The organism is Chitinophaga sp. 22308, assembly GCF_052045305.1.
Lineage (GTDB): Bacteria > Bacteroidota > Bacteroidia > Chitinophagales > Chitinophagaceae > Chitinophaga > Chitinophaga varians_A.
This window is the reverse complement of record NZ_JBQEOP010000002.1, coordinates 498,218-523,095: the sequence shown is the minus strand read 5'-3', so window position 1 is coordinate 523,095 and position 24,878 is coordinate 498,218. Positions and strand designations below refer to the sequence as shown.

Here is a 24,878-nt window from a genome sequence, read left to right as displayed (position 1 = left end):
AAAAAATGGCCTGCCGTAGCGGCAGGCCATTTTTTTATAATGGAGTAAGTTGATTACAGGTGAATTGCTTCGCCGTAAGCTACTTCGATCGCGTCTTTTACAGACTCGCTCATAGTTGGGTGTGGGTGGATAGAATCCAGCACTTCCTGGTAAGTAGTTTCCAGTTTGCGGGCAACTACAGTCTCAGCGATGATTTCGGTCACGTTAGCACCGATCATGTGAGTACCCAGCCATTCGCCGTATTTAGCGTCGAAGATTACTTTTACGAAACCTTCAGTAGCACCGGCAGCGGAAGCTTTACCGGAAGCAGAGAATGGGAATTTACCCACTTTCACTTCGTAGCCTGCTTCTTTCGCAGCTTTTTCGGTGTAGCCTACAGAAGCGATTTCCGGTGCGCAGTAAGTACATCCCGGAATGTTCATGTAGTCGATGGTTTCAGGTTTGTGTGCGTATTTTTTCTCGTTGTAAGCGATAGCTTCCACGCAAACGATACCTTCTTTAGAGGCAACGTGAGCCAGCGCCTGGCCAGGCACCATGTCACCGATAGCGTACACACCAGGAACGTTGGTCTGGTAGTATTTGTCTACCGTTACGCGGCCTTTATCGGTTTTAATGCCCAGCGCTTCGAGGCCCAGGTTTTCGATATTGGCAGCGATACCTACAGCGCTCAGTACCACGTCTGCTTCGAGGGTGATTTCGCCGGTTTGTGTTTTCACTTTCGCCTTCACACCGTTACCAGCTGCTTCCACCGCTTCCACAGAGGCGTTGGTCATAATTTCGATACCTTTCTTTTTGTATATTTTTTCCAGTTCTTTGGAGATGTCTTCATCTTCTACCGGTACGATACGCGGCATGAACTCAACGATGGTCACTTTAGTGCCCAAGGTGGCATAGAAGTAAGCGAACTCCACGCCGATAGCGCCGGAACCAACCACGATCATGGATTTAGGCTGTTGCGGCAGCACCATTGCCTGGCGGTAACCGATCACGTTTTTACCATCGATCTGCAGGTTCGGCAGTTCGCGGGCGCGGGCGCCGGTCGCCAGAATGATGTGTTTGGCGTCGTATACGGTCGCTTTACCATCTTTATCAGTCACTTCCACCTGGCCTTTGCCTTTCAGCTTGCCGGTACCCATGATCACGTCGATCTTATTTTTCTTCATCAGGAACTGTACGCCCCTGCTCATTTTATCAGCAACGCCACGACTGCGCTTGATAACAGCATCAAAATCTACCTTCGCATCTCCGATAGTGATACCGTAGTCTTTGGAATGCTGTGTATATTCATATACCTGTGCCGTTTTTAATAACGCTTTGGTTGGAATACAGCCCCAGTTTAAACAGATACCACCCAGGCTCTCCCTTTCCACTACCGCGGTTTTAAATCCCAGCTGCGAAGCACGGATAGCAGCCACATATCCACCAGGGCCGCTACCAATTACGATTACGTCGTATGCCATATTGTTTAATTTTAATTGAAACTTGCCAAAGGTATAACAATAATTACGAATTAGGAATTACGAATTACGAATTGAGGGTCCGCTTATGGGAAGGTTACTTAGTACACCTCCTGATAAGGGACCCTCAATTCGTAATTCGTAATTCCTAATTCGTAATTCCTATCGGAGGTCCACTACTTCTACGCCAGGATATTTTTTCGCGTCAAATGTAAAGATAGCATCTGCTACATTGGCGTTAGGCGTAAAGCTGGTGATTTCGTATGTGTAGTGGTTGCCGTTTTTCTCGAACACTTTCATTTTGGCAATGCTCTGGTTCTTTTTATCAACGGAAACAATCACTTTGAAGATGTTTTTAGACTTGTCTGTCGGCGTCATTTCGATGTTTTGCAGCACCTTGCCTTTTTCGTTGGTTTCGCCGTCCAGACGGTACAGATAGTCCTTGTCGTAGAAGTTGGTGAACAGCTTGGCTGGCGTCATGGCGCCGCTGCTCTGGTCCACATTATTGATGGTAACCTCATTCACATCTTTAGCGTATGTCCAGGAAGTTTTGTTATCGCTGATGATTTCCTGTCCGGGCAGGGTTACTTTATATTTAGCCCCTTTCAGGTATACGGTCCCTTTTTTGGAGTCGTTTACGCTGTTGTTGGCGCCTTCCACTTTTAATATGAAGTTGGCCATCACGGTTTTGAGGGATTTAAATTTGCTGCTGACACCGTCCAGGACCGTTTTCGCCTTAGGATCGCTGACACCCTTGGACTGGGCCATACCACTGAAAACGATACCACCTAATAACAATCCTGTCAATACAAATTTCTTCATTGTAGATTTTTTTTGTTTTCTAACCCAGCCATGTCAAATGCCATGCCGGTATGAAAGTTTGGTCATTTAGTCGAAGGGCAAAATTCGGTTTATTTTGTTAAAATGTGCAACATATGCCCTGTCTTCTTAATATATTATAACAAATCATTAAGAATTTCCTGTAATTCCGAATCTGTTTTCACCAGCACATCGCGGGCTTTGGAGCCCATATTGGGGCCCACAATACCAGCAGACTCTAGCTGGTCCATCAGGCGGCCTGCGCGGTTGTAACCCAGTTTCATCCGTCGTTGCAGCAAGGAAGTAGATCCCTGCTGGGTCTGTACGATCACCTGGGCAGCTTCTTCAAACAGCGGGTCCCTGTCGGCAAGGCTCAGCTCTTTGCCGTCGGTGTCTTTATCATCCACATATTCAGGCAGCAGGAAGGCATCAGGGTAACCTTTCTGGTTGCCGATGAATTCCGCCACGCTCTCCACTTCCGGTGTGTCCACAAAGGCACACTGCAAACGTACCAGTTCCCCGTTGAACGATACCAGCATGTCCCCCTGTCCGATCAGCTGTTCAGCGCCACCGATATCCAGGATGGTGCGGGAGTCTATCTTGGAAGACACCTTAAAGGCCACACGGGCCGGGAAATTGGCCTTAATGGTACCAGTGATAATGTTTACAGACGGGCGTTGCGTGGCAATGATCAGGTGAATGCCCACCGCACGGGCCAGCTGGGCCAGGCGGGCAATCGGCATTTCCACTTCCTTGCCTGCTGTCATGATCAGATCGGCGAACTCATCCACCACCAGCACGATAAACGGCAGGTAACGATGTCCTTTCTGCGGATTGAGGCGCCGTTGGGTGAACTTGGCGTTATATTCCCGGATATTGCGGGTACCTGCTTCCTTCAGCAGGTCATACCGCAGGTCCATCTCTATACAGAGCGCGTTGAGCGTGTGGATCACCTTTTTGGTATCGGTGATGATAGCATCTTCTTCACCCGGCAGTTTGGCCAGGAAGTGCTTTTCAATCAGCTTATAGAGCGACAGCTCTACCTTCTTGGGGTCTACCAGCACAAACTTCAGTTGGGAAGGATGTTTTTTGTACAGCAGTGACACCAGCAGGGTGTTGATGCCCACGGACTTACCCTGGCCGGTGGCACCCGCCATCAGCAGGTGAGGCATTTTAGCCAGGTCGGCGATGAAGTTTTCGTTGTCGATCTTCTTACCGATAGCGATGGGCAGGTCCATGGTGCTGTTCTGGAATTTCTCCGACGCCAGCAGCGCTTTAAGCGATACAATGCTCTTTTTGACATTGGGCACCTCGATACCGATGGTGCCTTTGCCCGGGATAGGTGCAATAATACGGATACCCAGGGCCGACAGGCTCAGGGCGATATCATCTTCCAGGTTTTTGATACGGGAGATACGTACGCCGGCGGCGGGCACTATTTCATAGAGCGTCACCGTAGGTCCTACCGTAGCGCTGATTTTCTGGATGGAGATATCGTAGTTTTTGAGCGTATCGATGATCTGGTTTTTATTTTTCTCCAGCTCACCTGTATCCTGCACCACTACTTTATCAGCGTTGTGGTTTTCCAGCAGGTCGAGGCCCGGGTAGCGGTAATCGCGCAGGTCCAGTGACGGATCATAGGGATCTACAGGCACTACAGGACGTACGGTCGCCAGTTCTTCCACCTCATCTTCTTCATCCTTGAAAGTCTCCTTGATTTCAAAGGCCACTTCCTCCGGCTGATTTTTCTTCTTAGGTGGTGGCGGTGGTGCCGGCAGCTCTTCTTCCACGTCTTCCACATACAGGAGCGGACCGGGATCTTCTTCCTCTTCCTCAGGCAGCTCCTCTTCTTCCTCTTCCGGTGCGGGTGCAGCTACGGGAGGTGGCGCCGGTGAGGCTACCGGCGGCACGTAAGCCGCGTGAGCAGCGGGGATAACGGTCACTTCGTCATCTTTTTCGATCAGGGTCATAGGAATTTCTTCCTCCGGACCTTCCTCATGCGGCGGGATGACCACCACTCCGCCGTCGCCCTTGAGGGCGTTGCCTTTGGCCGCTTCCGGCGCAGGCGTAGCTGCCACTGGTGTGGGAACGGCCGTGGAGGCCACTGCAGGAGAGACTGGCACCACCGGTGCTGCCGGTGCAGGTTTGGGCGGTTTTACTTTTTTCTCCGGCCATTTAAAATCGAAATTGAATTTCCAGATCAGCCAGGAGAAGCCTGCCACGAGGAGCAGCAGCGCGGTGCCGGTTTTACCGATGAACCCGGAAGTCCATTTGTCGAGGGCATTGCCCAGTGCGCCGCCCCACGGGAAATCAGCCCCATTGGTGACAAAAGCCATGGCCATACTGATAAACAGCAGGCCGAAGATCATATACTTCACATTGCGCCAAACGCGGAATACACGCCTGCCTACAATGAAATTGACGCCGATGATAAAAAAGAAATAGCAGAACAGGTATGCCGCGATGCCCACTCCGTTATAGAAAAAATTGTGTGACACGTAGGCGCCGAGGCGGCCGAGCAGGTTGTCCACTTTTACATCGCCGATGAGCAGTTCACGGGTAGTGTAACGGAATACTTTGTCCTGGTCATCTTCCCAGGTAAACAGGTAGGAGGTGAAAGCAATAAAGCAATAGACAGACAGCAGCAGGAAGAACACACCCATTACTTTGTGGGTACGTTCATCCTTTACCAGTTCCTTTACTTTTACCTCGGCCTCCTTGTCTTTCTTCAGCACTTCAGGGTTGGGTGCGGGGGCTTTCGGTTTTTTGCTCTCCGGTTTTTCGTTTTTCAGTTTATTCTTGGACATAATTTAACTTCAAGTTGGGATTACCTGGGCCTTGGCGGCAACTGGAGTATCCAGTGTGCGATGAATTCCGGCACCAGTGGATCAATGGTCTGCTCCAGATCGCCGTATTCCGCTACAGTGCAGGTTTTACAACGTTGGAACAGGTGGTTTAATCCGTCGAACTTCCGTATGGTGACAAGCATATTCCCATTCTCGCGCAGGGCGCGTTCTATGGCGTTCAGGTTCGTGGTCGCCTCTACCTGCAGGTCGCGGGTGCCGTTGACAGCCATGAACGGGCACTTGATCTGTTTCAGGTAATCGAGCGGTTTATATAACAAAATTGATGACAGTTCCCGGTCGAAGTGCATATCGCTGGTAAACTCTTCTTCGGACATTTGTTTTTTGATTTCGTCCGGTGAGTTACGGTAGATATCGTGCAGCACGGTTTTAGCCCTGGTGGCGGCCACAGTATAATTGGTATCGCTGGCCAGCGCGTCCCAGTAGGGTTTGAGCCGTTGCAGGCGGTCTTTTATTTCCTCGTCTGAAGCGCCGGACATCCGTCCGTCGAGGACCACTTTCTGGTCCACCATTTCGCGGCCGGTAACGCCCAGCCCTGCCAAAGAAACTACAAAAGCCACCGACTTATTGTTTGCCGCAGCGATTTGTGCAACAATCGCGCCTTCGCTGTGGCCGAGCAGGCCTATCGTGTACGGATCTACGTCTTTTCTTGTTTTCAGGTATTCGAGCGCTGCTTTGGCATCGTTGGCGAAGTCGTATATATTGGCGTTGGCATATACGCCGCCGGACCCGCCTACGCCGCGGTCATCAAAGCGGAGGCTGGCAATACCGTTGCGGGCGAGGAAGTCGGCCAGCACCAGGAAGGTTTTGTGGCCGGCGTTTTCATCGTTGCGGTCCTGCGGGCCGGAGCCGTTCAGCAGGACTACCACCGGATAACGTCCCCATGCTGCCGGCCGGGTGAATGTGCCCGCCAGAGACACGTGGTCGTGGGTATTGTCGAACTTCACCTCGTCCGTAAAATACGGATACGGCTTTTGAGGCTCCTGTGGCCGTTTGTAGACATCGCTTCTTTTGATCTCTTTCCGGGAGATATTAAAGGTGCCTTTGATGCTGCCCCAGGAGAAGATGCCTTCAAACTGTTTCTCCGCAGCGTTCCATACGCCTGTATAGGCGAACTGGATAGTATCTATGCGGAGCAGCAGCGTGTCTCCGCGGTAGATAATATGATCGAGGGTGATGGCTTCATCGTCATGATCGGGATTTTGCAGTTCCCCGTTGTAGCCTTCCCCCTCTTTTTCGAGCACCACGGTGAGGCGTTGTTTATCGCCGTAGTAGGATTTGGTTATACCGTACCATTTACCACTGATATCTTTTGTTTGTTGCGCCGTGGCAACAACGCACCATGCCATACACATCCACAGCAACCAATATCCTTTATGCATATACGTTTTGCTTTTTACGCTTTAATTTTCAGTAGTCCCAGCAGCAGTGATATCCATCCAGCGATGAACACCAGGCCTCCGATGGGGGTGATAATGCCGATTCCTCTCAGGCCTACGTTGCCGGTGGCTTTGAGCATGGTCAACGCATAGAGGGAGCCGGAGAACAGGAAGATGCCGATGATGAAACATCTGCCGGCCCATTCCAGCTGGCTGCCCGGAGCATGAGCAAAGAGGATGCCGGTTGCCAGCAGTGCAAACACATGATAGAACTGGTAAGTAACGCCTGTCTGAAATGTAGATACTGTTTCCGGGGGCACCAGTTCTTTCAGTTTATGTGCGCCGAAAGCGCCTAAAATCACTGCAAGCGCGCCGAAAGCAGCTGCCCAAACTAAAAAGCCTTTATGCATGTTCGATATTTTTCGTAAAGGTATCCAATGTAATGTTATCGGATGAAATGATGTGCCTGGATTGTTCGTAGAAAGGTCTGCGTTCGGCCAGTTTTTTCTCCACGAAGTCGGCCAGGTCCTGATCATCGAGGTCCTGTATCAGGGGCCGTTTATGTTTTTTGCGGGTCAGCCTTTCCACCATGGTCTCCAGTGGAGGGTTGATCCAGACGGTGGTACCCTTTTCGTTCATGAAATCCATATTATCCTGGAAGCAGGGCGTGCCGCCGCCGCAGGAGATCAGGAAATTTTCCTGGCGTGAGAGCTCCCGGAGCAGCATACTTTCCCTTTCCCGGAAATAATCCTCTCCTTTCGTTGCGAAGATGTCGCTGATGGCCATTTCTTCCGCTTCCACAATCACCTCGTCCAGATCGTAGTAAGGCACTGCCCAATGATCTGCGAGCTGCTTTCCCCAATAGGATTTTCCGGCTCCCATGAAGCCGAGCAAGAATATTTTCATAAGTCAAAATAACGCAACAGTTAGTAAAATGCCTTTCCTCACACCGGATGGGTCCATGCCAGGCACAAACCGTTTTCCATTATATATTGCAAATATAACCGGGTATTTGAATCCGGCTTCACAAAATTAGCGGTGATAAAACCCGTTGACTGATATACAAAGGGTTGTAACACGAGATTTTCCTTAAAATCAACGCTGCCCAGTCCATACCATTTAAACATGGCCTCTTTGGCGCTCCAGCAGATTGTTTTATGCGGCAGGGAGTGCCGGGGATCGATAAAGTCCCGCTCACCGGGTGAGAGGAATTTATGGGACACCCTTTCTATTTTGTCTTTTACCTCTTCGATATCTATTCCTACGGCGCCTTTGGCGCTCACGATGGCGGCCACATGGTCACCACAGTGGGAAATGGAAAAATGGAAGCTGTCGCACAGTAACAGGGGTTTACGGGAATCGCTGACGGTTATCTTCTCCAGCGGAAATTCCGGGAAGAGGGTCACCAGCAGGTATCTCCCGGCCAAATGCTGCAACCGCTTGTGTGGATGATGGATGCCGGGACTGATATTTACCCGTTCCCGGAAGAAATTTTCCGGCTCTTCTATGCTCCACACGCCCAACCTGGTTTCCGGATCAATTTGTATGGTACGTATTAATGGCATATCTTGCCAAATTAAAGCAAAAAAGCAGAAATAACAGCAAAGGTTAAAGCTTTTTAACGCTTCCCTTAAAATGCCGTAACCTTTCTTGCTACTACTAAAACACCTAACATGATCCTGTCAGACAAACGGATATTGGAAGAAATTGAAAAAGGCACCATCGTTATTTCGCCTTATGACCGGAAATATCTGGGTACCAATTCCTATGATGTACATTTGGGCAAATACCTGGCTACGTACAAAGACCGTATCCTCGATGCCCGCAAACACAATGAAATAGAACATTTCGAAATTCCTGAGGAAGGCTATGTGCTGCAGCCCGGCACCCTCTACCTCGGCGTAACACTGGAGTACACCGAAACCCACGCCCATGTGCCTTTCCTGGAGGGGAAATCCAGCACCGGCCGCCTGGGTATCGATATCCATGCTACCGCCGGCAAAGGCGACGTAGGCTTCTGCAATACCTGGACACTGGAAATATCCTGCGCGCAGCCGGTAAGGGTTTATGCCGGTATGCCGATCGGCCAGCTGATCTACTTTGTGGTGGAAGGAGAAGTGGAAACCATGTACAACAAAAAAGGTAACGCCAAATACAACGGCCGCACCATCAGGCCGGTGGAAAGCATGATGTGGCGGAATGACTTCTAGTCGACCGCGTATTCATCAAGCTACATAAAAAACAAAGGAGCGAAGACCGTATGGTCTTCGCTCCTTTGTTTTCTGCATTACCGTCGTCAGTTGGGTTGTTTTTCAGCAACACATCCTGCTACAACGTGTTCGTCTTTTATTTGTGCTGTTTTACGGTGATGGTACGTTTGGGTTGATCTATCATAAAATGAACGTTCGCCCTTTGTTCCAGCAAAATCAGCACTTCCATCACGGAGGGCGATTTTTCCAGGTTGGCGCCAAGCCGTTGTTGTTGCATCGCTGCATTGTCGAAGCGGATGGTATAGTCATATTCGCGGCCCAGTCTTGTCATGATATTTCCCAGGCTTTCGTTGTCAAATACGAGGAGGCCTTCTTTCCAGGCGGTGAACTGCTCTGCGTTCACATGGGCGACGGTCATGTTTCCCTGTCTATAAACCGCCTGCCGGCCGGGAGACAGCTCTTTAGCGAGTGCGCCTGCGTCTACCTTTACCTTACCGGACACCAGGGTGATAAAAGTATTATTCGTATAGGCGTTAATGTTAAATTCAGTGCCCAGTACTGTCACCTTCACATCGCCGACTTTTACGAGGAAAGGTTTCGAGGCCTGGGGCGTTGTTTCAAAGCAGGCTTCTCCCTGCAGTTCCACTTCGCGGGCATTGCCGGAGAAAGCCACCGGAAAGCGCAGCCGTGAACCGGCGTTGAGCCATACCCGTGTGCCGTCGGCAAGCACCGCTTTATAGGTATGCCCCCGGGGCACCACCAGCGTGTTAAACACAGGCGCGGCAATAGTTTGGGCGGCCTGATAGGATACGCTGTTTTTACCGGCGGCAACGCTGGTGCCGTCAGCTTCCCTGAATTGTGTGGCTGTGTCCAGCACAACAGTAGCGCCGCTGCCGGTGATCAGTTGCACCTGATGATTCCCCGCAGCCTGGGCCACCGTGCGGGTGGAGGGTTGGTGATGCGGTGGTTTCAACAGGAATACCGCACCTCCTGCAATCAGGCCGGTGACTACCGCGGCGGCGGCCACCCGGAACCAATTAACGGCATATCTTTTTCTGTGTGTATGTTCTATCTTCACAGCCACTTCCTGCCATGCTGCAGCGGTGTCCAGCAAGGCTATTTCCTGCCAGCCTTCTGCCGCATCCCTGATATCGAAATACGCTTCTTCATCCGGCGAAAGCGGCCCTTCCTGCCGGGATGCTTCCAGTTTGGCTGCAAGCTTTTCCCACTCGGGGGATGGTTGATTTTCTGTCATAAGCAGGTACTACAGGAAGATTTTTTTCAAAAAAATGAAAACACTGATCCATAACGGAGAGAAAGCTTCATTCCGCAAAAAAACATAAGCTGCCTTAATATGAAATTTGACCGTGTTAATGGAGATATTCAGTTCGCGGGCTATCTCCGCATATTTTTTATTGTCTGCGGCGCTCATGAGGAAAACACGGCGGCGCTGCTCCGGCATACAGTCGATCGCCTGCGATAGCCGCTGGAAAAACTGCTCCCTGTCCCCATCGCCGGCATCCGGAGCTTCCGGCGGCATGGCGGCAAAAAGCTGCCGGTGTTTGTCCTGTACTTCCTGCCGGGCAATATGATTAAGGCTTCTGTTCTTCACCGTGCGGGCGGCATAGATTTCAAAAGGTCCCCTTAACAGTATGGTATGTTGCGTTTCCCAAAACTGCACAAAGAATTCCTGCACTATGTCCCTGGCAACATCTTTATCTTTTACCACACTATATGCCAGCAGGGCTAATGGTTTGAAATGTTCCTTAAACAACAATTCAAATTGCTCCAACGAAAAAGGAGTCTCCTGCATACGTTGTTAAATGGTTGGCCCAACAATTCTTATTAAACAATATGGGTAAAAAACATGGATATATCTCACAAGCGCGGGCCAAGATAATCATTCCATAATTTTTTACCCATACTATTTTTAGCGGACCTCCCAGATCACTTCATGCGCTTCTGTGAGCGAGGGAACTTCCAGTTTGCTGATCAGCCGCTCCATCGCGGCTGCCGGCACCACATGTTCGCGCCTGCTGTTTTGTTGCAGCAGCCGGGATGCCGGCACCTCCACATATACAATGGTAACAGCCGCATGATAAGTAAAGAACAGACCAGTGAGCTGTTCCCGCATCTGGCGGGTGATGTTGGTAGCATTCCAAACAAAGGAACGTCCTTTACGCAGGTATTCCCGCGCCTGTTCCTTGGCGGCCTGTATCACGGTGCCATTGCCGTTTTTATCGGTGGGCGCTATTTTCAGGGCCCTTCTGATATCATCCAGGGAGATGACCGGCCAGTCTTTATAATGCTGTTGCACATAAGTGTCTTTACCTGCGCCGGGCAGTCCGCTCATCATGACAACCTGAGTTAGCGGCTGTTCGTAAGGCACATAGTCCGGAGACACGCCTTCTTTCAACAGGTAGTTCATCTTCGCCGCTGCATTGGCAAAAGCCCGGGGCACGCCCCAGCATTGATTGTCACGACATAATTCCTCGAAGCAGTCCAGCCGGTACAGCAGGTCAGCCTGGTCGTCACAAATGCGGCCCAGCGCATCGGCGCGGGCCAGCATGGCCAGCAGGCGGGTATTCACCTCCAGGCTCGCCATGATCACCGCTTTCTGCGGATCTTTTTTATCAAATGCCCATAGCGGCAGGCCATGATACCGTACCAGTTTGGCTATCTCCTCCCGGATGTGGAAGGGCGCAGGTATGTCACGGTACAATATCTGCCGGGCACGCATCTCCCCTTTGCGGGCATGACCGGCGGAAGTGATCCGTCCGTCCGGCTCATGCACGGTGGTGGAATACTTCTCCACGTCATGCAACAGTGCCGCAGTCCATATGATCTCCTGTTCCTGGGGCGATAGTTCCCGGTAAGCAGGCAGCTGCTGTAATTGTTCCAGTACCATTTGCGTATGTACGGCCACGTTACCTTCCGCATGGTGACGGGCATCCTGCGGTACGGAAGCCATCACCCGCACCCATTCAAACTGCTGTTCCAGTGCGGACCATTCTTTATTATCTGTAATCTGCCACATGGTTACCTCCTTCATAGTTAAGCCTGGCCCGGCGCCAATGGCGGGTCCAGTGCTGATCGGTTTTCACATGCCCTTTACGGACATACTTAAACACGTTATGTGAAAATTCGCTGACCGGATAACCGGCAGCATTACGGGACACGATACCTTCCATCACGGTAGGTTCTCCGGTAAAGGCATCATGCGGGTCAAAGGCGCCACGGCCGCCAGTCAGTGCCAGCGTGTCGCGCTCGAAATCCTGCCGTACAGCCGGCGGCGTTATAACGCCTGCTACCGGCACCACCGGCAAATCCAGCATGGAGGCATAAAAACAGGTCTCCTCCCAGCTCAGCCAGCGGTCATGTTCCCGGACGCCAAACACATAGAAGTGATGGTCGAGGTTTTTATATTCAATAGAATGTACAGCGTACAGGTTCTCCAGAAAAATTTCCAGGTCGCCCAGGTCATTTTTAATGCTTTGCCAGTAGCGGCGGATGCTTTCGGTCCACGGTGACGTAGTAGGCGCCACATGTGAGCGCGCAAACACGCCGTGACGGGAAAGGCAGTTGTTCTCCCCGTCCAGTTTCTCCGTGTGTATCAGCTGCGGTATGTTTACCAGCCAGTCCCAGTAGTCATGCTGGATACGGTCATCGCTGGTAGTTCCCGGTGAGAACGGATAATGATAAGTACGGCCATATTTTTGGGAAATCGCCATATAAATGAAATTACGAATTACGAATTACGAATTACAAATGGGGGCTGTTTAGCAGCGGGTGCATACAGGCGGGCCATTGTAACCGGGCAACGTAATCGGGTTAGACAAAAAAATTCACAGGCCGGTCCCGGAGCGGGACGGCGAAGACAGAAGGTTTAATATGCCTGTGAAATTACATGGCGCAAGGTTTAAGCTGTTTTTACAAATGAGCCGCAAAGATAGCGAACTTTTTTATTTCTGTTTCCGTCCATCCTCATAATCCTGCTGTATATGTCATAATTCTTTATATTAGGTGCCGACAATCAACAAAATCTTCACCATCATGAGAAAGATACTCCTTTGCGCCTCGGCGGCTGCGGCCATGATTGCCTGTAACAATGGCAACAGCACCCAGGGCGGTGGTCAGGCTGACAGTGTGCTCAACAAAGCATTTCAGGCCTACCAGGAACGTTTTATCGGCCAACTTTGGAAAGAAAACCCTGATTGGGCCACCAGCGTAGGCTATCATCAATATGACTCCGTACTGATCGTACCCGACAGCGCTGCCGCGCAAGCCGCGCTTGCATTTGCCCAACAGCAACTGGATTCCCTCAAAACGTATGACTTAAGTAAGCTCTCCGATGCCAACCAGACAGATTATCACCTGATAGAAAACTATCTGAAGTCATCCCAGTGGGGCATTAAAGAACTGAAAAACAACGAATGGGACCCATCTTCCTTTAATGTCAGCAATACATTTGCATTCATTCTTAACGAAAACTACGCACCGCTGGAATCCAGGCTGCGCAGCTTCTCCGCCAGACTGGGCAATGTGCCGGCCTATTACGAAGCAGCCAAAAAACAAATCAAAAACCCGGTACCGGAACTCACTGAACTGGGAGCAGACCAGAACAATGGCGGCGTGTCCATTTTCGAAAAGGACTTCGCAGACTCGCTGCAAAAGACCAGCATCAGCCCTGAGGAAAAGAAAACAATGATTGCCCGCGCGCAGACAGCCGTGAAAGCCATCAAAGATTACGCAGCATGGCTGAAAGCACTGAAGCCTGAGCATCCGCGCAGCTTCCGCCTGGGCGAACCTTTATACGATCAGAAATTCAACTACAATATCCAGTCGTCTTTCACCGCCTCGCAGATCTACGATTCTGCCGTAGCGCGCAAGACATATGTGCATGGAGAAATGGCTAAAATCAGCCGTGAGCTGTGGCCTAAATACTTCGGCAGCCAGCCTGTACCAACTGATCCGCTGGAGCTGATCCGCCGCGTGATCGACACCCTGTCTGTGAAACATGCGAAACCGGAAGAATTCCAGGCCACCATCGAAAAACAACTGCCGGAGCTGATTGCTTTCATCAAAGAAAAAGACCTGCTGTACATCGATCCTTCCAAACCGCTGGTAGTACGTAAAGAGCCTGCCTATATGGCCGGCGTGGCCGGCGCTTCCATCAGCGCTCCCGGCCCGTACGACAAAGGCGGCAACACCTACTACAACGTAGGCAGCCTTGAAGGATGGCCTAAAGAAAAAGCAGAAAGCTACCTGCGCGAATACAATCATTATATCCTGCAAATACTGGATATCCATGAAGCTATTCCCGGCCACTATACCCAGCTGGTATATGCCAACCAGTCACCCAGCCTGATCAAATCCCTGATGGGCAACGGCGCCATGATAGAAGGATGGGCCGTGTACACCGAGCAGATGATGCTGGAAAACGGCTATGGCAACAATGAGCCTGAAATGTGGCTGATGTGGTACAAATGGAACCTGCGTGCCGTATGCAATACCATCCTCGATTACAGCGTACATGTAAAAAACATGAGCCGCGAAGATGCGATCCGCCTGCTCACAAAAGAAGCCTTCCAGCAACAGGCTGAAGCAGAAGGAAAATGGAGAAGGGTCAGCGTAACCAGCGTGCAGCTCACCAGCTATTACACCGGCTACAAGGAAATCATTGACCTGCGGGAAGCTTATAAAAAGAAGATGGGCAAAGACTACAGCCTGAAAGCTTTCAATGAGAAGTTCCTGAGCTATGGCAGCGCACCGGTGAAATATATCCGGCAGCTGATGCTGAAATAGATTTAGGGATTTTTTGATTTACGATTTTTGATTCATGAATCAATAGCGCGAATAAAACAAGAAGACCGAAGCTGCTCGCTTCGGTCTTCTTGTTTTATGTCCACGAAATCAAAAAATCCCTAATTATCTCAGGTGTCACATGTAACCTCGTCCCATGGCTGATTGCGGTAGTTGATCAACCAATTGAGCGCATAGTGCCTTTCATACACCACGCCCGGATGTACCGGTGCTTCTTCGCTTTTCAGGCGGGCATCCACGCAGGACCAGTGTGCGCGGTAATAGAGATCGTTGGCATCCAGGATGGCCGTTGCCGAGCGTAATTTTGTTGCTTTTTCAAAGAAGAAAGCCACGTCGCCGGAGAGCCCGCGGAAGGGGAATACTTCTTCCGGCACCATGTCCAGGTTACAGAGGTCTGTCATATATCCCAGTTCCGGCACCAGTTCGAGCGCCCACAGGAGCACCCAGATGCTTTCGCATTTCCAGGTAGCCTTTGTTTTTTCTTCTTCCGTAGGATTTTCCAGGAATTTTCTTTCTGCCGGTGAAGTATGTTCCCACAGCTGGTTTCTTTGCAGGTAGCTGATCACGTCTTTTCCGGCAAGATGCCCGAAGGCTACGCCGTTGATAGCAGTAAGGACGGCTACCCTTCCGGCTATTTCCTGGCGGGAGCGCAGCGTGACAGCACTTTCATCGACGATGGCCGGCAGCATGGCGCTGGAGCGGACACCCATGGCTTGCAGCTGTTGCAGGCTACGGGCTTTTCTTTCCAGTGCTTCCGCGGAGGGAGGCGTTTGGCTGTCGAAATATTTTGCTTCGATATTGACGTTGAGATTGGTAGCGGTGGAATGACCGTTCACGTCCAGCAGCAAGGCGCCTGTTTTATCCCAGAAGCCCTGTACATCGGTATTGAAGATCACATTGCCTTCGGAGAAAAAGAAAGCATCCAGCTCATAGGCCAGGTCCATCACGGCGGAGCGGAGATCTCCGTTGAACGAAGGTTCAGCCTTGATGGCTACTTCTGTATTGATGGTAGGGATTTTTGCCAGCAGCCGTTGTTTCAGCTCCTGATTATCAGCATCAATTTGTTGCACAAATGCGTGCATGCCGTGCAAATTAACGATGATGGGCTCATCACTGTGCTCCAGGGTGTAGCCCGGCACTGACCGTTGCCGGTAAGTGATTGTAATGGTATTGCCTTTTCTTAAACGTCTCTTTTTTGAAACTACGGTAATACTCTCCCAGTTGTCTTCCTGTCCGTTTACTTTCAGGGCCGATGCATCGAAATGCGCACGCATGCGCGTCAACACCTTTCCCATATCTACCTCATGCGTGTAGAGGGTACAATTTTCCATGCTAATTTTTTCGAGGGGCCAAAGGTAGCCCAAACCTGTAAAAAATCAACCTTTGGAGTTTTCAATTTTTTCCGTAGTCAGGAATAATTATTGCCTTCGTATAATAAAAAAGGAGCATAACTATGATCACCAGACGTGTTAATTACCGGTGTGCTGTATGGTTGACAGCTGCGGCCCTGATGGCCGCCAGCTGTGTTCCCCCGAGGAGGCCGAACCCGCCGCATCCGCCACGGCCACGGACATCATTGGCTTTATTTGCCGCTTTTGTTCCGTTGTTGCAACAGGTGGATAATTTTATTGAGTTTCACCGGATCATTGATGTAAGGAGATAAATCAAAGAGTTCAACTTTACGGAACTGTACCGGGTGACTTTCACTTTGAAGGGAAATAGATCCTTCTGTGAGCAGTTTACCGTCCTGTTTCACAGCGGGATCGGCGTGCGATACGTTGCCACCGCCGATTTGCGGTTTATTATAGACGATCACGGTATCGCCTTCCACAATATGTTTGATCACGGAATCACGCAGTACCAGTGCTTCCACATGCACCCACCGGTCGCCATGATAGGTTTTGGATGTTGAACTGATGCAGTGGTCTGTGATCAGTTTACCGTTCATGACCACATTGGTGCCGGGCGTACAGAGGTTGGCCGTGCTTCTGGGGTCTTTGCCATTACCGCCCAGCAGCTGGTTTTCCAGGGAGATGGGGAAGTCCTGGTCTTTTGTCATGGTAGCTGCCGGTTGCCCGTGCAGCATGATACCGCTGTTACGAAAAGCCCATCCGGGACCGCCTTTCACCTGATCGCCGGTGAAACGGTATTCTACCACCACCAGGTAGGCAGAGAAATTCTTTTTATAGAAGATATGCCCGTACCTTTCTTTAAATTCATCGTATTTATCATAGCTGACAGTGAGATAGCCATCTTTCACCCGGAAGGTATTGCCAAAGTTATCATTAAGATCATAACCGGTTATTTTAAGGTCCCAGTCTTTCAAATCCTTGCCGTTAAAGAGTTTCAGCCATTTATTGGGGGCTATTTCCTTCTGGGCATAACTGTGGAGGCCGGAGAGCAGCAATAACGTGGTCAGTAGCTTTTTCATATGTTCTGTAGTTTGGCCGGTTAAGATAATCCATCAGGCACAGAAATACAAACATGGCATATAATTGGCGTCGGCACTCCTATCTCAAATACTTTTATATGAAGCGATTGCTTTTACTTTTTTGGGTGATGACCGCCGGGTGGTCTTCCGTCCTTTTTGCGCAAGACAGCACGCGTAGCTGGCAAACGGTGTTACAGGCACAGTTGCAGGCGCTGGAGAAAGTGCCGCCACTCCAATGGCCTGCTTATACCGATACGCTGGCGGAACTGGCCCGTGCGCACCCCCAGGAGTGGCTGTTGCAATATTATGCCGGATGGGCGTACACGCAACTGTCTTTTAAAGCAGAGAAGAAAAAAGCAGAGCAATACAGCGAACAGGCGGCGCCTTTTGTAAAAAAAGCGCTGGAGCTGCAACCCCATCATACAGAAACACTGACACTGATGGGTTATTGGTTGTCGGCGCGCATTAATGCGGTGCCTTCCCGTGGCGCATCACTGGGCACTGAGAGCCGGCAGTATGCGGAAAAGGCCATCGATGCAGATCCTTCCAATCCCCGGGCTTCGCTGGTAAAAGCGTTGAATATCTATTATACGCCGGCTATTTTTGGCGGTGGTAAAAAAAGAGCGCGGCCGACCGTGGTGGAAACAGGAGAAAAATTTGCGCGCTTCACTCCTGCCGATGCGCTGGCGCCTAACTGGGGCAGGAATATTTATGACGTGTTGAATGCGTCTTATCAATAAGCTGCTATTCCATCGCATGGAAGTGTGTAATTATTTACGCACCGTACCCATCGCTCCACAGGTATTTATCAGAAATTTTAATGTTTATTTATTTAGATATTAACTTCTTAAGTTCTTTTAGCAAAACTTGCAGGGTTTTAGCTGCATGACCCCAAACTGTATCTAATGAGAAATCCATCAAATGGTCATGTACCACCTAAGGCGGGACCGCTCTACGAAAGTTCAAATATCATCAATGTAACTCCGGAAGGCAGGATTGTATCCATTTTCACAGGTGCGTGGCTGTTGGGCAGTGCTATCAGCAAGGTCGACAAAAAGCCGGGAGGCAGCCTACTGAAGCTGTTGGCCGCCGGCTACCTATTGTACCGTGGCATTTCCGGCAATGATCTGGTCAACGGATTGCTGGGCAGAAGAAAGCCCGACAAACACACCGCCTCCATTAATATCCGCACTTCCCTGAAGATAGACAACCCGAAAGAGGAGGTCTATTATTTCTGGCGGCAACTGAGCAATCTGCCAGTATTTATGAAACATCTGAAATCTGTTGAAGAAATAGATCCGCTGCATTCGCACTGGGTAGTGAAAGGACCGGGAGGCATCGGCACACTGGAATGGGACGCTGAAATTGTAAAAGAGATACCCGGTGAAATGCTGGGTTGGCGGTCTTTGCCCGGATCGTCTATTGCCACTGCGGGCCGTATTACATTCCAGGAAACAATCAATGGCGGGACTGAAGTGGATGTGATGATCTCCTATCGGCCGCCGGCCGGCTATATGGGCAGTGGCCTTGCCTGGCTGCTAAATCCCGCGTTTGAAAATATGATCGACCGGGATATCAAACGTTTTAAGAATTATATGGAAACCGGGGAAATCCTTTCATAAATTACGAATTACGAATTACGAATTACGAATTACGAATTACGAATTACGAATTAGGAATGAAGGACTCACGAATGGAGAGGTCTCTAATAACTAGCCGCTCCGAAAGCGAATTTTCAATTCGTAATTCGTAATTCGTAATTTGTAATTTATGAAAGGGCTTCTCTTTTAAAGCGGTTGTATTTTCCCTGTGCTTTGTTGATCAGCCGTAAGACGCGTTCACGTGTATCATCCTGCAGGCCATCAATTTCTTTTTCGAATACTTCTTTCAGGTCAGACAGATCTTCACCTCCACGATTTACCATACCATTTATTTTGTTACGCCAGTCATCCGCAGTATGCCTGATTTTTCTACGGGTATTATCGCCACTTTCCGGGGCTGTTAACATACCAATAACGATCCCGGTGGTTAACCCTGCAATTGCTCCTGCTAAAAATTTGGTAGTAGACATAATGTGTAGATTTTATGTGGTTTAACAAAAAAAGCGCGTGCGTGGTTTAAACCTGCACAGTGAAGCAAGATTTTCAAATATCAGGCCATAACGGCCGACGCAAATGTTAAGATAGCGTGAAAGAAATAAACGTGGAATTTACAAGGCTAAACGTGGAGGCTTCGATACCTGCCGGAACAACACCAGTATTGACATTGTTCCGGAGGTGGATTGACAAGCGTGTTAGATAATGGTGGAATTCATAAAGTCAAACGGAGCAGTAAAATAGGTAAGTTTTTTAATTTTTCAATACTTTTTGAAAGAGATGAAAAAATAAATTTTCTTAAAAAGTCAAATCCTTCCCGGCAACTGTGTACCAGGAAGGATTTGCACTATTTTATCGGTTAAAATTACGATTCCAGCAATTGGCTGATCAACCTTTCAAAGTCGGCTTTGAACTGTTCATAATGTTCTCCTGTGCCTGGTCCGGAGAAGCCGGTATGCACTTCTTTCACATTTCCTTTTTTATCGATGAAAATGGTGGTCGGAAAACCTTTGATACCTGTCAGCTGCGGGAGGGTCTTCTCTCCTTTTTCCGGGTCTGCCGGCGTAACACCGGTGATCAGTACAGGATACTGCACATCGAAACGGGTCAGGAAACCGGCGAGTGCTTTTTTGGATTTTTCGAAGTCAGGAGTGCGTTCGTAGGATAATCCGATCACTTCCACGCCGCGGTCTTTATTTTTCTTGTACCATTCGCTGAGGAAACCGGTTTCGTCCATGCAGTTCGGGCACCAGGAACCCATCAGGGTGATCACGACTACCTTGTTTTTGAAGCGGTCGTCATTAATGCTGACTTTGTTACCGTTCATATCAGGGAAAGTAAAATCGAGTTTTGACTGTCCTGGTTTCATGGTAGCGATGGTACGTTCATCGGGCAGTTTGGCGGTATCATTTTTTACAGCAGACCAGTCTTCCACATGATCGCCGATACCGGCAAAGAAGCGGCCGTTCACGATGCTGTCTTTTTTCACCACGGCTTTGAAGAAATAAGCGTGGGAGCCGTCGAACGTAGACAGGCGGAGAGTATCGCCGTCCATGTTGCCCTCGAGGAAGCGGTAGTCGCCTGTGGTGGTGAGGAAAGTGCCGTGTACCAGGTCGCCCATCTGTTTAAATTCACCGATAGCGTTGCTGGTTTTATTGTCTTTATCCACGAAGGTGGTCACCCAGCGGCCGGTCACCTGTTGCGAAGGAGCGGCGCCTTTAGGGAAACGTTCCGCGGTATTGGGTTTAGCGGTAAAAGACACAGACACGTCTTTGTCTGCCAGGTGGCGGGTCCATTGTCCTTCGAGGCTACCGCCGTCAGCGAAACGGGCTTTAAAATCAGAATCGAAGAAAGGCATTTTAATGAAGACAGAGTCACTGGAGACTTTCACATCATCTACCAGCAGTTTGTCTGTAGCGTTGAGGACATAGAGTACTTTTTTGCCGGCGGTATCTTTCACCAGGAAGTTAAAGACGATGTCAGCGCCATCGGGGCGGTGCAGGCTGGCCTGCCAGGTGCCCGGCGTGAGTTCTTTTTTTGTGTTGCCGGTATTGCAGGCGGTCATGCCGATACCTGCGAGGCAGTAGATCCAAAGTCGTTTCATAAGTTACTTGTTGTAGTTCCTTTCTCCAAACAGCAGGCTGCCGATGCGTACCATGGTGCTGCCCTCCTCCAGTGCGATGGTATAATCAGCGCTCATGCCGATGGATAGTTCCCTGAAATAATCCTGTGTGTTAAAAAAAGTGGTTTTAACAGAGCCGAATAACTGGTGGAGCTGGTGGAACTCTTGGCGGACCTGTGTTTCATTTTCGGTATTGGTGGCCATTCCCATCATACCGGCGATACGGACGTGTGCAAAATCCTGCTGGTGGCTGTTCCACGAGGTAAGCAGTTGCTGTAACTCCTGCTCGTCCATGCCGAATTTTGTTTCTTCTGCTGCAATGTGGACCTGTAAGAGGCAGTTGATCACCCGTTGGTTTTTAGCCGCCTGTTTATTGATTTCCTGCAACAGTTTGAGACTGTCTACCGCATGGATGGTGTGCACAAAAGGAGCCAGGTATTTGACTTTATTGGACTGGAGGTGCCCGATAAAATGCCATTCGATGTCGGCCGGCAGTGCGGCCTGTTTTTCCACGAGCTCCTGTACGTAGTTTTCGCCGAAGATGCGCTGCCCTGTTGCATAGTATGCCTCGATGTCTTCCACCGGCTTGGTTTTGGAAACCGCTACCAGTTTGGCATGATAAGGCTTTAGTTGGGACAGCACTTCATTATAAGCATTGATGTTGATAGCCATCCGGCAAAAATAAACAATGCTGGTGTAAAATAAAGCGCCCCGGGTTGGGGTCCCGGGGCGGCTGTGAATATTTGGTGATGATTACGCCAGTATAGAGCGGCTGATCACGATACGCTGCACTTCTGAGGTGCCTTCGTATATCTGGGTGATCTTTGCGTCGCGCATGAGGCGTTCAACGTGGTACTCTTTCACGTAGCCATAACCGCCGTGTACCTGTACTGCTTCTGTAGTGACCCACATGGCAGTTTCAGAAGAGAACACTTTGGCCATAGACCCGCTGAGGGTATAGTCGAGCTGATGGTCTTTTTCCCATGCCGCTTTCAGGCATAGCAGCCGTGACGCCTCGATTTTGGTGGCCATGTCCGCCAGTTTGAACTGGATGGCCTGGTGCTGGGATATTTCTTTTCCGAATGCTTTTCTTTCTTTGGAGTATTTCACGGCCAGTTCGTATGCGCCGCTGGCGATGCCCAGTGCCTGGGAAGCGATGCCGATACGGCCGCCGCCGAGTGTTTTCATGGCAAATTTGAAGCCGAAGCCGTCTTCCCCTATCCTGTTTTCCTTAGGCACTACCACGTCCTGGAACATAATGCTGTGGGTGTCGGAGCCGCGGATGCCCAGTTTGTTTTCTTTGGCGCCTACGGTCACGCCCGGGCTGTTTTTCTCCACGATCAGGGCGTTGATGCCTTTGCTGCCTTTTTCCGGATGGGTTTGGGCCATCACCAGGTATACGCTGGCGGAGTTACCGTTGGTGATCCAGTTTTTGGTACCGTTGAGCAGATAATGGTCGCCTTTATCTTCTGCGGTAGTACGCTGGGAGGTGGCGTCAGAACCGGCTTCCGGCTCGCTGAGCAGGAAAGCGCCGATGATTTCGCCTTTGGCCAGCGGTACCAGGTATTTCTGTTTCTGTTCTTCCGTGCCGTAGGTTTCCAGTCCCCAGCAAACCAATGAATTATTTACGCTCATCACCACGGAGGCGGAGGCATCTACCTTCGATATTTCTTCCATCGCCAGCACATAGGAGATGGTATCCAGGCCTGCGCCGCCGTATTTAGGGCTTACCATCATGCCCAGAAATCCCAGTTCGCCGAGTTTTTTGATCTGTTCTGCCGGAAATTTCTGATGCTCATCACGCTCTATCACCCCCGGCAAAAGTTCCGTTTGGGCGAAATCACGCGCAGCCTTTTGAATCATAAGATGCTCTTCCGTAAGTTGAAAGTCCATGGTTATTGTTGTGTTTTTAAAAGAATAGTTGATAAAATCCAAATTATTTATAAATCAGCACCTAAAAAAATGCCTCCCGGAAAATTCAACGTTGTCAACCATATTGCGGCAATTATTGAATAAAATGCGAGGATATCACTACTGTATTGGATTTGGTTTATACAATATATACCCTTTTTTTACCATTGCCCGATGCGCTGCTTTGGGTGTTCTCCCAAAATCCTGTAGCTTGCCGGTAATGAAAACTTTATGAAGAACATTAAAATAATAGAAGTCAAGTCGGAAATTGGGGCTGGTACCCGGGGCGCAAGCCTGGGGGTGGACGCGATCAAGATAGCTGCGCTGGACTTCATGAGCAACTTTTTTGTACACTTTCCCACCGAAGCCATTGAAACGGAAAACAAACTGCTGTTTGAGCCCATTGAATCCCCCTATGCCAAAAGGATCAAGGGTACTGTGAATATGTACGAACGTATCAGCAAAAGCGTCTGTGAAACGGTAAAAGCCAACTGGTTCCCGGTATTGCTTTCCGGTGATCACAGCACCGCCGGCGCCACTATCGCAGGACTGAAAATGGCCCATCCCAAATCCAAGCTGGGCGTGATCTGGATAGACGCCCATGCCGACCTGCACACGCCTTACACCACCCCTTCCGGCAATATGCACGGCATGCCGCTGGCCACGGCTATAGCGGAGGACAACCTGGACTGTAAAGTGCATGACCTGGACGAACCTACCACTGGTATGTGGAACGCGCTGAAAAACATCGGTAAGATCGCCCCCAAGGTATTACCGGAAGATATTGTGTTCATCTCCCTGAGAGATTATGAGAAGGAAGAGGACTACCTGATCAAACAGTATGGCATGAAGGTGATCACCACCAACGAAGTACGCCGCAAGGGCCCGGAGAACATCTCCCGTTCCGTGTTCCGTTACCTGAGCGACTGTGACTATATCTACGTGTCTTTTGACGTTGACAGCCTGGACGCCTCCATTTCAAAAGGTACCGGCACCCCGGTGAGCAATGGTTTAAGGGAACGTGAGGCGGAAGACCTGATTGCCAAGTTCATGCAACACCGTAAGATCTGCTGTTTTGAGATCACGGAGGTAAACCCTACCCTGGACCGGGAAAACCTGATGGCCGAGATAGCGTTCAATATCCTGCAGCGCAGCGTGAACGTGCTGATGATGAACTAATCAGCGTATTTTAAACCAGGCGATGAGCCATCCGGTCACTTCACTGTAGCTGCGGATACCTTTCGTTTGTTTATTGGCTTTCAGGTATTGGTCATATAAGACCGTGGAGTAGTCGTCCACTTTGCCTGTATACTTTTCATAGAAAGTAATAATGCTTTTATAGTCCGCTTTTACGCCGGGCAGCGCCCGGTGCCAGATGTCCTTTGCCAGCGTGGTGTCCCTGACGGCCAGCTGGCGCACGCTATAGAGCAGCATATCAAAATTGGCCGCATAACGGAAATGGCTATCCTGAATACTGGTGGCGGCGAGGTATCCCACAAAATTGGCTTCTTCTTCCGGCGCATATCCCAGCTGATGGGCAATTTCATGGCAGGTAATAATGGGTTGTATCACCGGTGGCACGGTGGTGTTGACCTGTGCCTCCAGTGTAAAGGGATTCAGATAACCGGTCACCCCGGGATAGTTGAGCCATTCCCCGAACAGGGCTTTTTTAACGCTCGGCGCCTTATAGCGGAAAGCGGGCCAGCGTTCGGCGGCGGCCTGATAGGCTGTAGCAGCCTTATCGAACAGCGGTGAGTTTTTGTCCGGCACGGTTACGCCCACGGTATCGCCCAGGCGTTGTTTTTCGGCGTTGGTGAGCCGCAGCAGGGTATCTGACAGCTGGTAGAGTTGTTGCGTGTTATAATCGCCGGTGATAATACCGGTATCGCGCAGCAGGGTATTCCGTTCGTAATTGAACCCCCAGAGAATGAGGAAAGCGAGGTACAGTTTCAGGATAAAATGGATGCCGCGCAGGGTGATCCAGCCTGCTTCCGCCCATTGCAGCCGGATGAGTTTATAACATAGTTTTAACAAATAAAACAGGGCACTTACAATCCAGGCTGTATATATTACGTCCCCAACACTGAATGGTACTATACCTGTTACTTGTCGAAATACCGTACTGACACTGCTGTACCACCTATGGAAGTAGACATCGCTGAAGCGGTTACTCCAGGCAAAGCATCCCTTTAACAACAGTATACCCGCAAGTGTTAATACAATACGGACGATCTTCTTTTTAATTTTGGCTTTTGTTTCCATATAAG

General features: G+C 50.0%; 23 protein-coding genes. 5 read left to right on the top strand and 18 right to left on the bottom strand.

Features of this window, described 5'->3' with window-relative positions:
• Positions 1 to 53 precede the first annotated feature (53 nt).
• From lpdA to ACTJJS_RS08770, 7 genes are all read right to left on the bottom strand, one after another.
• Positions 54 to 1,460 carry a dihydrolipoyl dehydrogenase gene (lpdA, locus tag ACTJJS_RS08800; protein ID WP_168872571.1) on the bottom strand — a complete coding sequence of 469 codons (1,407 nt, stop codon included), beginning with the start codon at positions 1,458 to 1,460 and terminating at the stop codon, positions 54 to 56.
• A gap of 159 nt (positions 1,461 to 1,619) precedes the next feature.
• Positions 1,620 to 2,279, bottom strand: coding sequence for a LolA family protein (locus ACTJJS_RS08795; RefSeq protein WP_168872570.1), 660 nt, complete (start codon positions 2,277 to 2,279; stop codon positions 1,620 to 1,622).
• Between the two features lie 134 nt (positions 2,280 to 2,413).
• Positions 2,414 to 5,083, bottom strand: coding sequence for a DNA translocase FtsK 4TM domain-containing protein (locus tag ACTJJS_RS08790; RefSeq protein ID WP_440663379.1), 2,670 nt, complete (start codon positions 5,081 to 5,083; stop codon positions 2,414 to 2,416).
• A gap of 20 nt (positions 5,084 to 5,103) precedes the next feature.
• Positions 5,104 to 6,522 carry an alpha/beta hydrolase family protein gene (locus ACTJJS_RS08785; RefSeq protein ID WP_440663378.1) on the bottom strand — a complete coding sequence of 473 codons (1,419 nt, stop codon included), beginning with the start codon at positions 6,520 to 6,522 and terminating at the stop codon, positions 5,104 to 5,106.
• 14 nt (positions 6,523 to 6,536) lie between these two features.
• Entirely contained in the window at positions 6,537 to 6,929 is a 393-nt protein-coding gene (locus ACTJJS_RS08780; RefSeq protein ID WP_168872567.1) for a DUF423 domain-containing protein, read from the bottom strand.
• Positions 6,922 to 7,425 (bottom strand): shikimate kinase, encoded by a 504-nt coding sequence (locus tag ACTJJS_RS08775; RefSeq protein ID WP_168872566.1) that lies wholly within the window; start codon positions 7,423 to 7,425, stop codon positions 6,922 to 6,924. Before ACTJJS_RS08775 ends, ACTJJS_RS08780 begins: the two co-directional genes overlap by 8 nt.
• Positions 7,426 to 7,463: 38 nt before the next feature.
• The gene (locus ACTJJS_RS08770) at positions 7,464 to 8,084 is read right to left on the bottom strand and encodes a 4'-phosphopantetheinyl transferase family protein (RefSeq protein WP_440663377.1); all 621 of its coding nucleotides are present in this window, start codon (positions 8,082 to 8,084) and stop codon (positions 7,464 to 7,466) included.
• Positions 8,085 to 8,192: 108 nt separating this feature from the next.
• Between ACTJJS_RS08770 and dcd the strand changes: the two genes are divergently transcribed.
• A complete protein-coding gene (dcd, locus tag ACTJJS_RS08765) occupies positions 8,193 to 8,729 on the top strand; it encodes a dCTP deaminase (RefSeq protein WP_168872564.1) in 537 nt (178 codons plus the stop codon).
• Between the two features lie 136 nt (positions 8,730 to 8,865).
• Here dcd and ACTJJS_RS08760 read toward each other — a convergent pair whose 3' ends face one another.
• From ACTJJS_RS08760 to ACTJJS_RS08745, 4 genes are all read right to left on the bottom strand, one after another.
• Entirely contained in the window at positions 8,866 to 9,984 is a 1,119-nt protein-coding gene (locus tag ACTJJS_RS08760; protein WP_440663375.1) for a FecR family protein, read from the bottom strand.
• A gap of 9 nt (positions 9,985 to 9,993) precedes the next feature.
• Complete coding sequence (locus ACTJJS_RS08755) at positions 9,994 to 10,542, bottom strand: RNA polymerase sigma-70 factor (RefSeq protein ID WP_440663374.1); 549 nt, start codon at positions 10,540 to 10,542, stop codon at positions 9,994 to 9,996.
• 117 nt (positions 10,543 to 10,659) lie between these two features.
• Positions 10,660 to 11,781 carry an AAA family ATPase gene (locus ACTJJS_RS08750; protein ID WP_440663373.1) on the bottom strand — a complete coding sequence of 374 codons (1,122 nt, stop codon included), beginning with the start codon at positions 11,779 to 11,781 and terminating at the stop codon, positions 10,660 to 10,662.
• A complete protein-coding gene (locus tag ACTJJS_RS08745; RefSeq protein ID WP_440663372.1) occupies positions 11,747 to 12,460 on the bottom strand; it encodes an RNA ligase family protein in 714 nt (237 codons plus the stop codon). The genes ACTJJS_RS08750 and ACTJJS_RS08745 overlap by 35 nt, the downstream gene beginning before the upstream one ends.
• 322 nt (positions 12,461 to 12,782) lie before the next feature.
• Between ACTJJS_RS08745 and ACTJJS_RS08740 the strand changes: the two genes are divergently transcribed.
• Complete coding sequence (locus tag ACTJJS_RS08740) at positions 12,783 to 14,534, top strand: DUF885 domain-containing protein (RefSeq protein ID WP_440663371.1); 1,752 nt, start codon at positions 12,783 to 12,785, stop codon at positions 14,532 to 14,534.
• Positions 14,535 to 14,662: 128 nt separating this feature from the next.
• On the opposite strand, the gene ACTJJS_RS08735 is transcribed toward ACTJJS_RS08740, so the two are convergent.
• A complete protein-coding gene (locus tag ACTJJS_RS08735; RefSeq protein ID WP_440663370.1) occupies positions 14,663 to 15,883 on the bottom strand; it encodes a DUF4272 domain-containing protein in 1,221 nt (406 codons plus the stop codon).
• 251 nt (positions 15,884 to 16,134) lie between these two features.
• Positions 16,135 to 16,983 carry a 3-keto-disaccharide hydrolase gene (locus tag ACTJJS_RS08730; protein ID WP_168872559.1) on the bottom strand — a complete coding sequence of 283 codons (849 nt, stop codon included), beginning with the start codon at positions 16,981 to 16,983 and terminating at the stop codon, positions 16,135 to 16,137.
• Positions 16,984 to 17,081: 98 nt separating this feature from the next.
• On the opposite strand from ACTJJS_RS08730, the gene ACTJJS_RS08725 reads away from it, so the two are divergent.
• Together ACTJJS_RS08725 and ACTJJS_RS08720 are read left to right on the top strand one after the other, a co-directional pair.
• Positions 17,082 to 17,723: a hypothetical protein gene (locus tag ACTJJS_RS08725; RefSeq protein WP_440663369.1), complete on the top strand. Its 642-nt coding sequence runs from the start codon at positions 17,082 to 17,084 to the stop codon at positions 17,721 to 17,723.
• 165 nt (positions 17,724 to 17,888) lie between these two features.
• Positions 17,889 to 18,605: an SRPBCC family protein gene (locus ACTJJS_RS08720; RefSeq protein ID WP_168872557.1), complete on the top strand. Its 717-nt coding sequence runs from the start codon at positions 17,889 to 17,891 to the stop codon at positions 18,603 to 18,605.
• Between the two features lie 146 nt (positions 18,606 to 18,751).
• Here ACTJJS_RS08720 and ACTJJS_RS08715 read toward each other — a convergent pair whose 3' ends face one another.
• The 4 genes from ACTJJS_RS08715 to ACTJJS_RS08700 form a co-directional block, all read right to left on the bottom strand.
• Positions 18,752 to 19,054: a YtxH domain-containing protein gene (locus ACTJJS_RS08715; RefSeq protein ID WP_168872556.1), complete on the bottom strand. Its 303-nt coding sequence runs from the start codon at positions 19,052 to 19,054 to the stop codon at positions 18,752 to 18,754.
• Between the two features lie 389 nt (positions 19,055 to 19,443).
• A complete protein-coding gene (locus ACTJJS_RS08710) occupies positions 19,444 to 20,682 on the bottom strand; it encodes a peroxiredoxin family protein (RefSeq protein WP_440663368.1) in 1,239 nt (412 codons plus the stop codon).
• Positions 20,683 to 20,685: 3 nt separating this feature from the next.
• Positions 20,686 to 21,372, bottom strand: a complete 687-nt coding sequence (locus ACTJJS_RS08705) for a YggS family pyridoxal phosphate-dependent enzyme (protein ID WP_168872554.1) — start codon at positions 21,370 to 21,372, stop codon at positions 20,686 to 20,688.
• Between the two features lie 81 nt (positions 21,373 to 21,453).
• Positions 21,454 to 22,593, bottom strand: coding sequence for an acyl-CoA dehydrogenase (locus ACTJJS_RS08700; protein ID WP_440663367.1), 1,140 nt, complete (start codon positions 22,591 to 22,593; stop codon positions 21,454 to 21,456).
• Positions 22,594 to 22,842: 249 nt separating this feature from the next.
• On the opposite strand from ACTJJS_RS08700, the gene ACTJJS_RS08695 reads away from it, so the two are divergent.
• Positions 22,843 to 23,790, top strand: coding sequence for an arginase (locus tag ACTJJS_RS08695; RefSeq protein WP_168872552.1), 948 nt, complete (start codon positions 22,843 to 22,845; stop codon positions 23,788 to 23,790).
• Here ACTJJS_RS08695 and ACTJJS_RS08690 read toward each other — a convergent pair whose 3' ends face one another.
• The gene (locus ACTJJS_RS08690; RefSeq protein WP_440663366.1) at positions 23,791 to 24,873 is read right to left on the bottom strand and encodes a DUF3810 domain-containing protein; all 1,083 of its coding nucleotides are present in this window, start codon (positions 24,871 to 24,873) and stop codon (positions 23,791 to 23,793) included.
• Positions 24,874 to 24,878: the final 5 nt, after the last annotated feature.

Bases quoted from the DNA above. Each gene is read 5' to 3' on its own strand.
- ACTJJS_RS08750 (WP_440663373.1), bottom strand. From the start codon at position 11,781: ATGAAGGAGGTAACCATGTGGCAGATTACAGATAATAAAGAATGGTCC.
- ACTJJS_RS08715 (WP_168872556.1), bottom strand. From the start codon at position 19,054: ATGTCTACTACCAAATTTTTAGCAGGAGCAATTGCAGGGTTAACCACC.
- ACTJJS_RS08755 (WP_440663374.1), bottom strand. From the start codon at position 10,542: ATGCAGGAGACTCCTTTTTCGTTGGAGCAATTTGAATTGTTGTTTAAG.
- lpdA (WP_168872571.1), bottom strand. From the start codon at position 1,460: ATGGCATACGACGTAATCGTAATTGGTAGCGGCCCTGGTGGATATGTG.
- dcd (WP_168872564.1), top strand. From the start codon at position 8,193: ATGATCCTGTCAGACAAACGGATATTGGAAGAAATTGAAAAAGGCACC.
- ACTJJS_RS08785 (WP_440663378.1), bottom strand. From the start codon at position 6,522: ATGCATAAAGGATATTGGTTGCTGTGGATGTGTATGGCATGGTGCGTT.
- ACTJJS_RS08720 (WP_168872557.1), top strand. From the start codon at position 17,889: ATGAGAAATCCATCAAATGGTCATGTACCACCTAAGGCGGGACCGCTC.
- ACTJJS_RS08775 (WP_168872566.1), bottom strand. From the start codon at position 7,425: ATGAAAATATTCTTGCTCGGCTTCATGGGAGCCGGAAAATCCTATTGG.
- ACTJJS_RS08790 (WP_440663379.1), bottom strand. From the start codon at position 5,083: ATGTCCAAGAATAAACTGAAAAACGAAAAACCGGAGAGCAAAAAACCG.
- ACTJJS_RS08690 (WP_440663366.1), bottom strand. From the start codon at position 24,873: ATGGAAACAAAAGCCAAAATTAAAAAGAAGATCGTCCGTATTGTATTA.
- ACTJJS_RS08695 (WP_168872552.1), top strand. From the start codon at position 22,843: ATGAAGAACATTAAAATAATAGAAGTCAAGTCGGAAATTGGGGCTGGT.
- ACTJJS_RS08700 (WP_440663367.1), bottom strand. From the start codon at position 22,593: ATGGACTTTCAACTTACGGAAGAGCATCTTATGATTCAAAAGGCTGCG.
- ACTJJS_RS08705 (WP_168872554.1), bottom strand. From the start codon at position 21,372: ATGGCTATCAACATCAATGCTTATAATGAAGTGCTGTCCCAACTAAAG.
- ACTJJS_RS08745 (WP_440663372.1), bottom strand. From the start codon at position 12,460: ATGGCGATTTCCCAAAAATATGGCCGTACTTATCATTATCCGTTCTCA.
- ACTJJS_RS08795 (WP_168872570.1), bottom strand. From the start codon at position 2,279: ATGAAGAAATTTGTATTGACAGGATTGTTATTAGGTGGTATCGTTTTC.
- ACTJJS_RS08725 (WP_440663369.1), top strand. From the start codon at position 17,082: ATGAAGCGATTGCTTTTACTTTTTTGGGTGATGACCGCCGGGTGGTCT.
- ACTJJS_RS08760 (WP_440663375.1), bottom strand. From the start codon at position 9,984: ATGACAGAAAATCAACCATCCCCCGAGTGGGAAAAGCTTGCAGCCAAA.
- ACTJJS_RS08710 (WP_440663368.1), bottom strand. From the start codon at position 20,682: ATGAAACGACTTTGGATCTACTGCCTCGCAGGTATCGGCATGACCGCC.
- ACTJJS_RS08740 (WP_440663371.1), top strand. From the start codon at position 12,783: ATGAGAAAGATACTCCTTTGCGCCTCGGCGGCTGCGGCCATGATTGCC.
- ACTJJS_RS08735 (WP_440663370.1), bottom strand. From the start codon at position 15,883: ATGGAAAATTGTACCCTCTACACGCATGAGGTAGATATGGGAAAGGTG.
- ACTJJS_RS08780 (WP_168872567.1), bottom strand. From the start codon at position 6,929: ATGCATAAAGGCTTTTTAGTTTGGGCAGCTGCTTTCGGCGCGCTTGCA.
- ACTJJS_RS08770 (WP_440663377.1), bottom strand. From the start codon at position 8,084: ATGCCATTAATACGTACCATACAAATTGATCCGGAAACCAGGTTGGGC.
- ACTJJS_RS08730 (WP_168872559.1), bottom strand. From the start codon at position 16,983: ATGAAAAAGCTACTGACCACGTTATTGCTGCTCTCCGGCCTCCACAGT.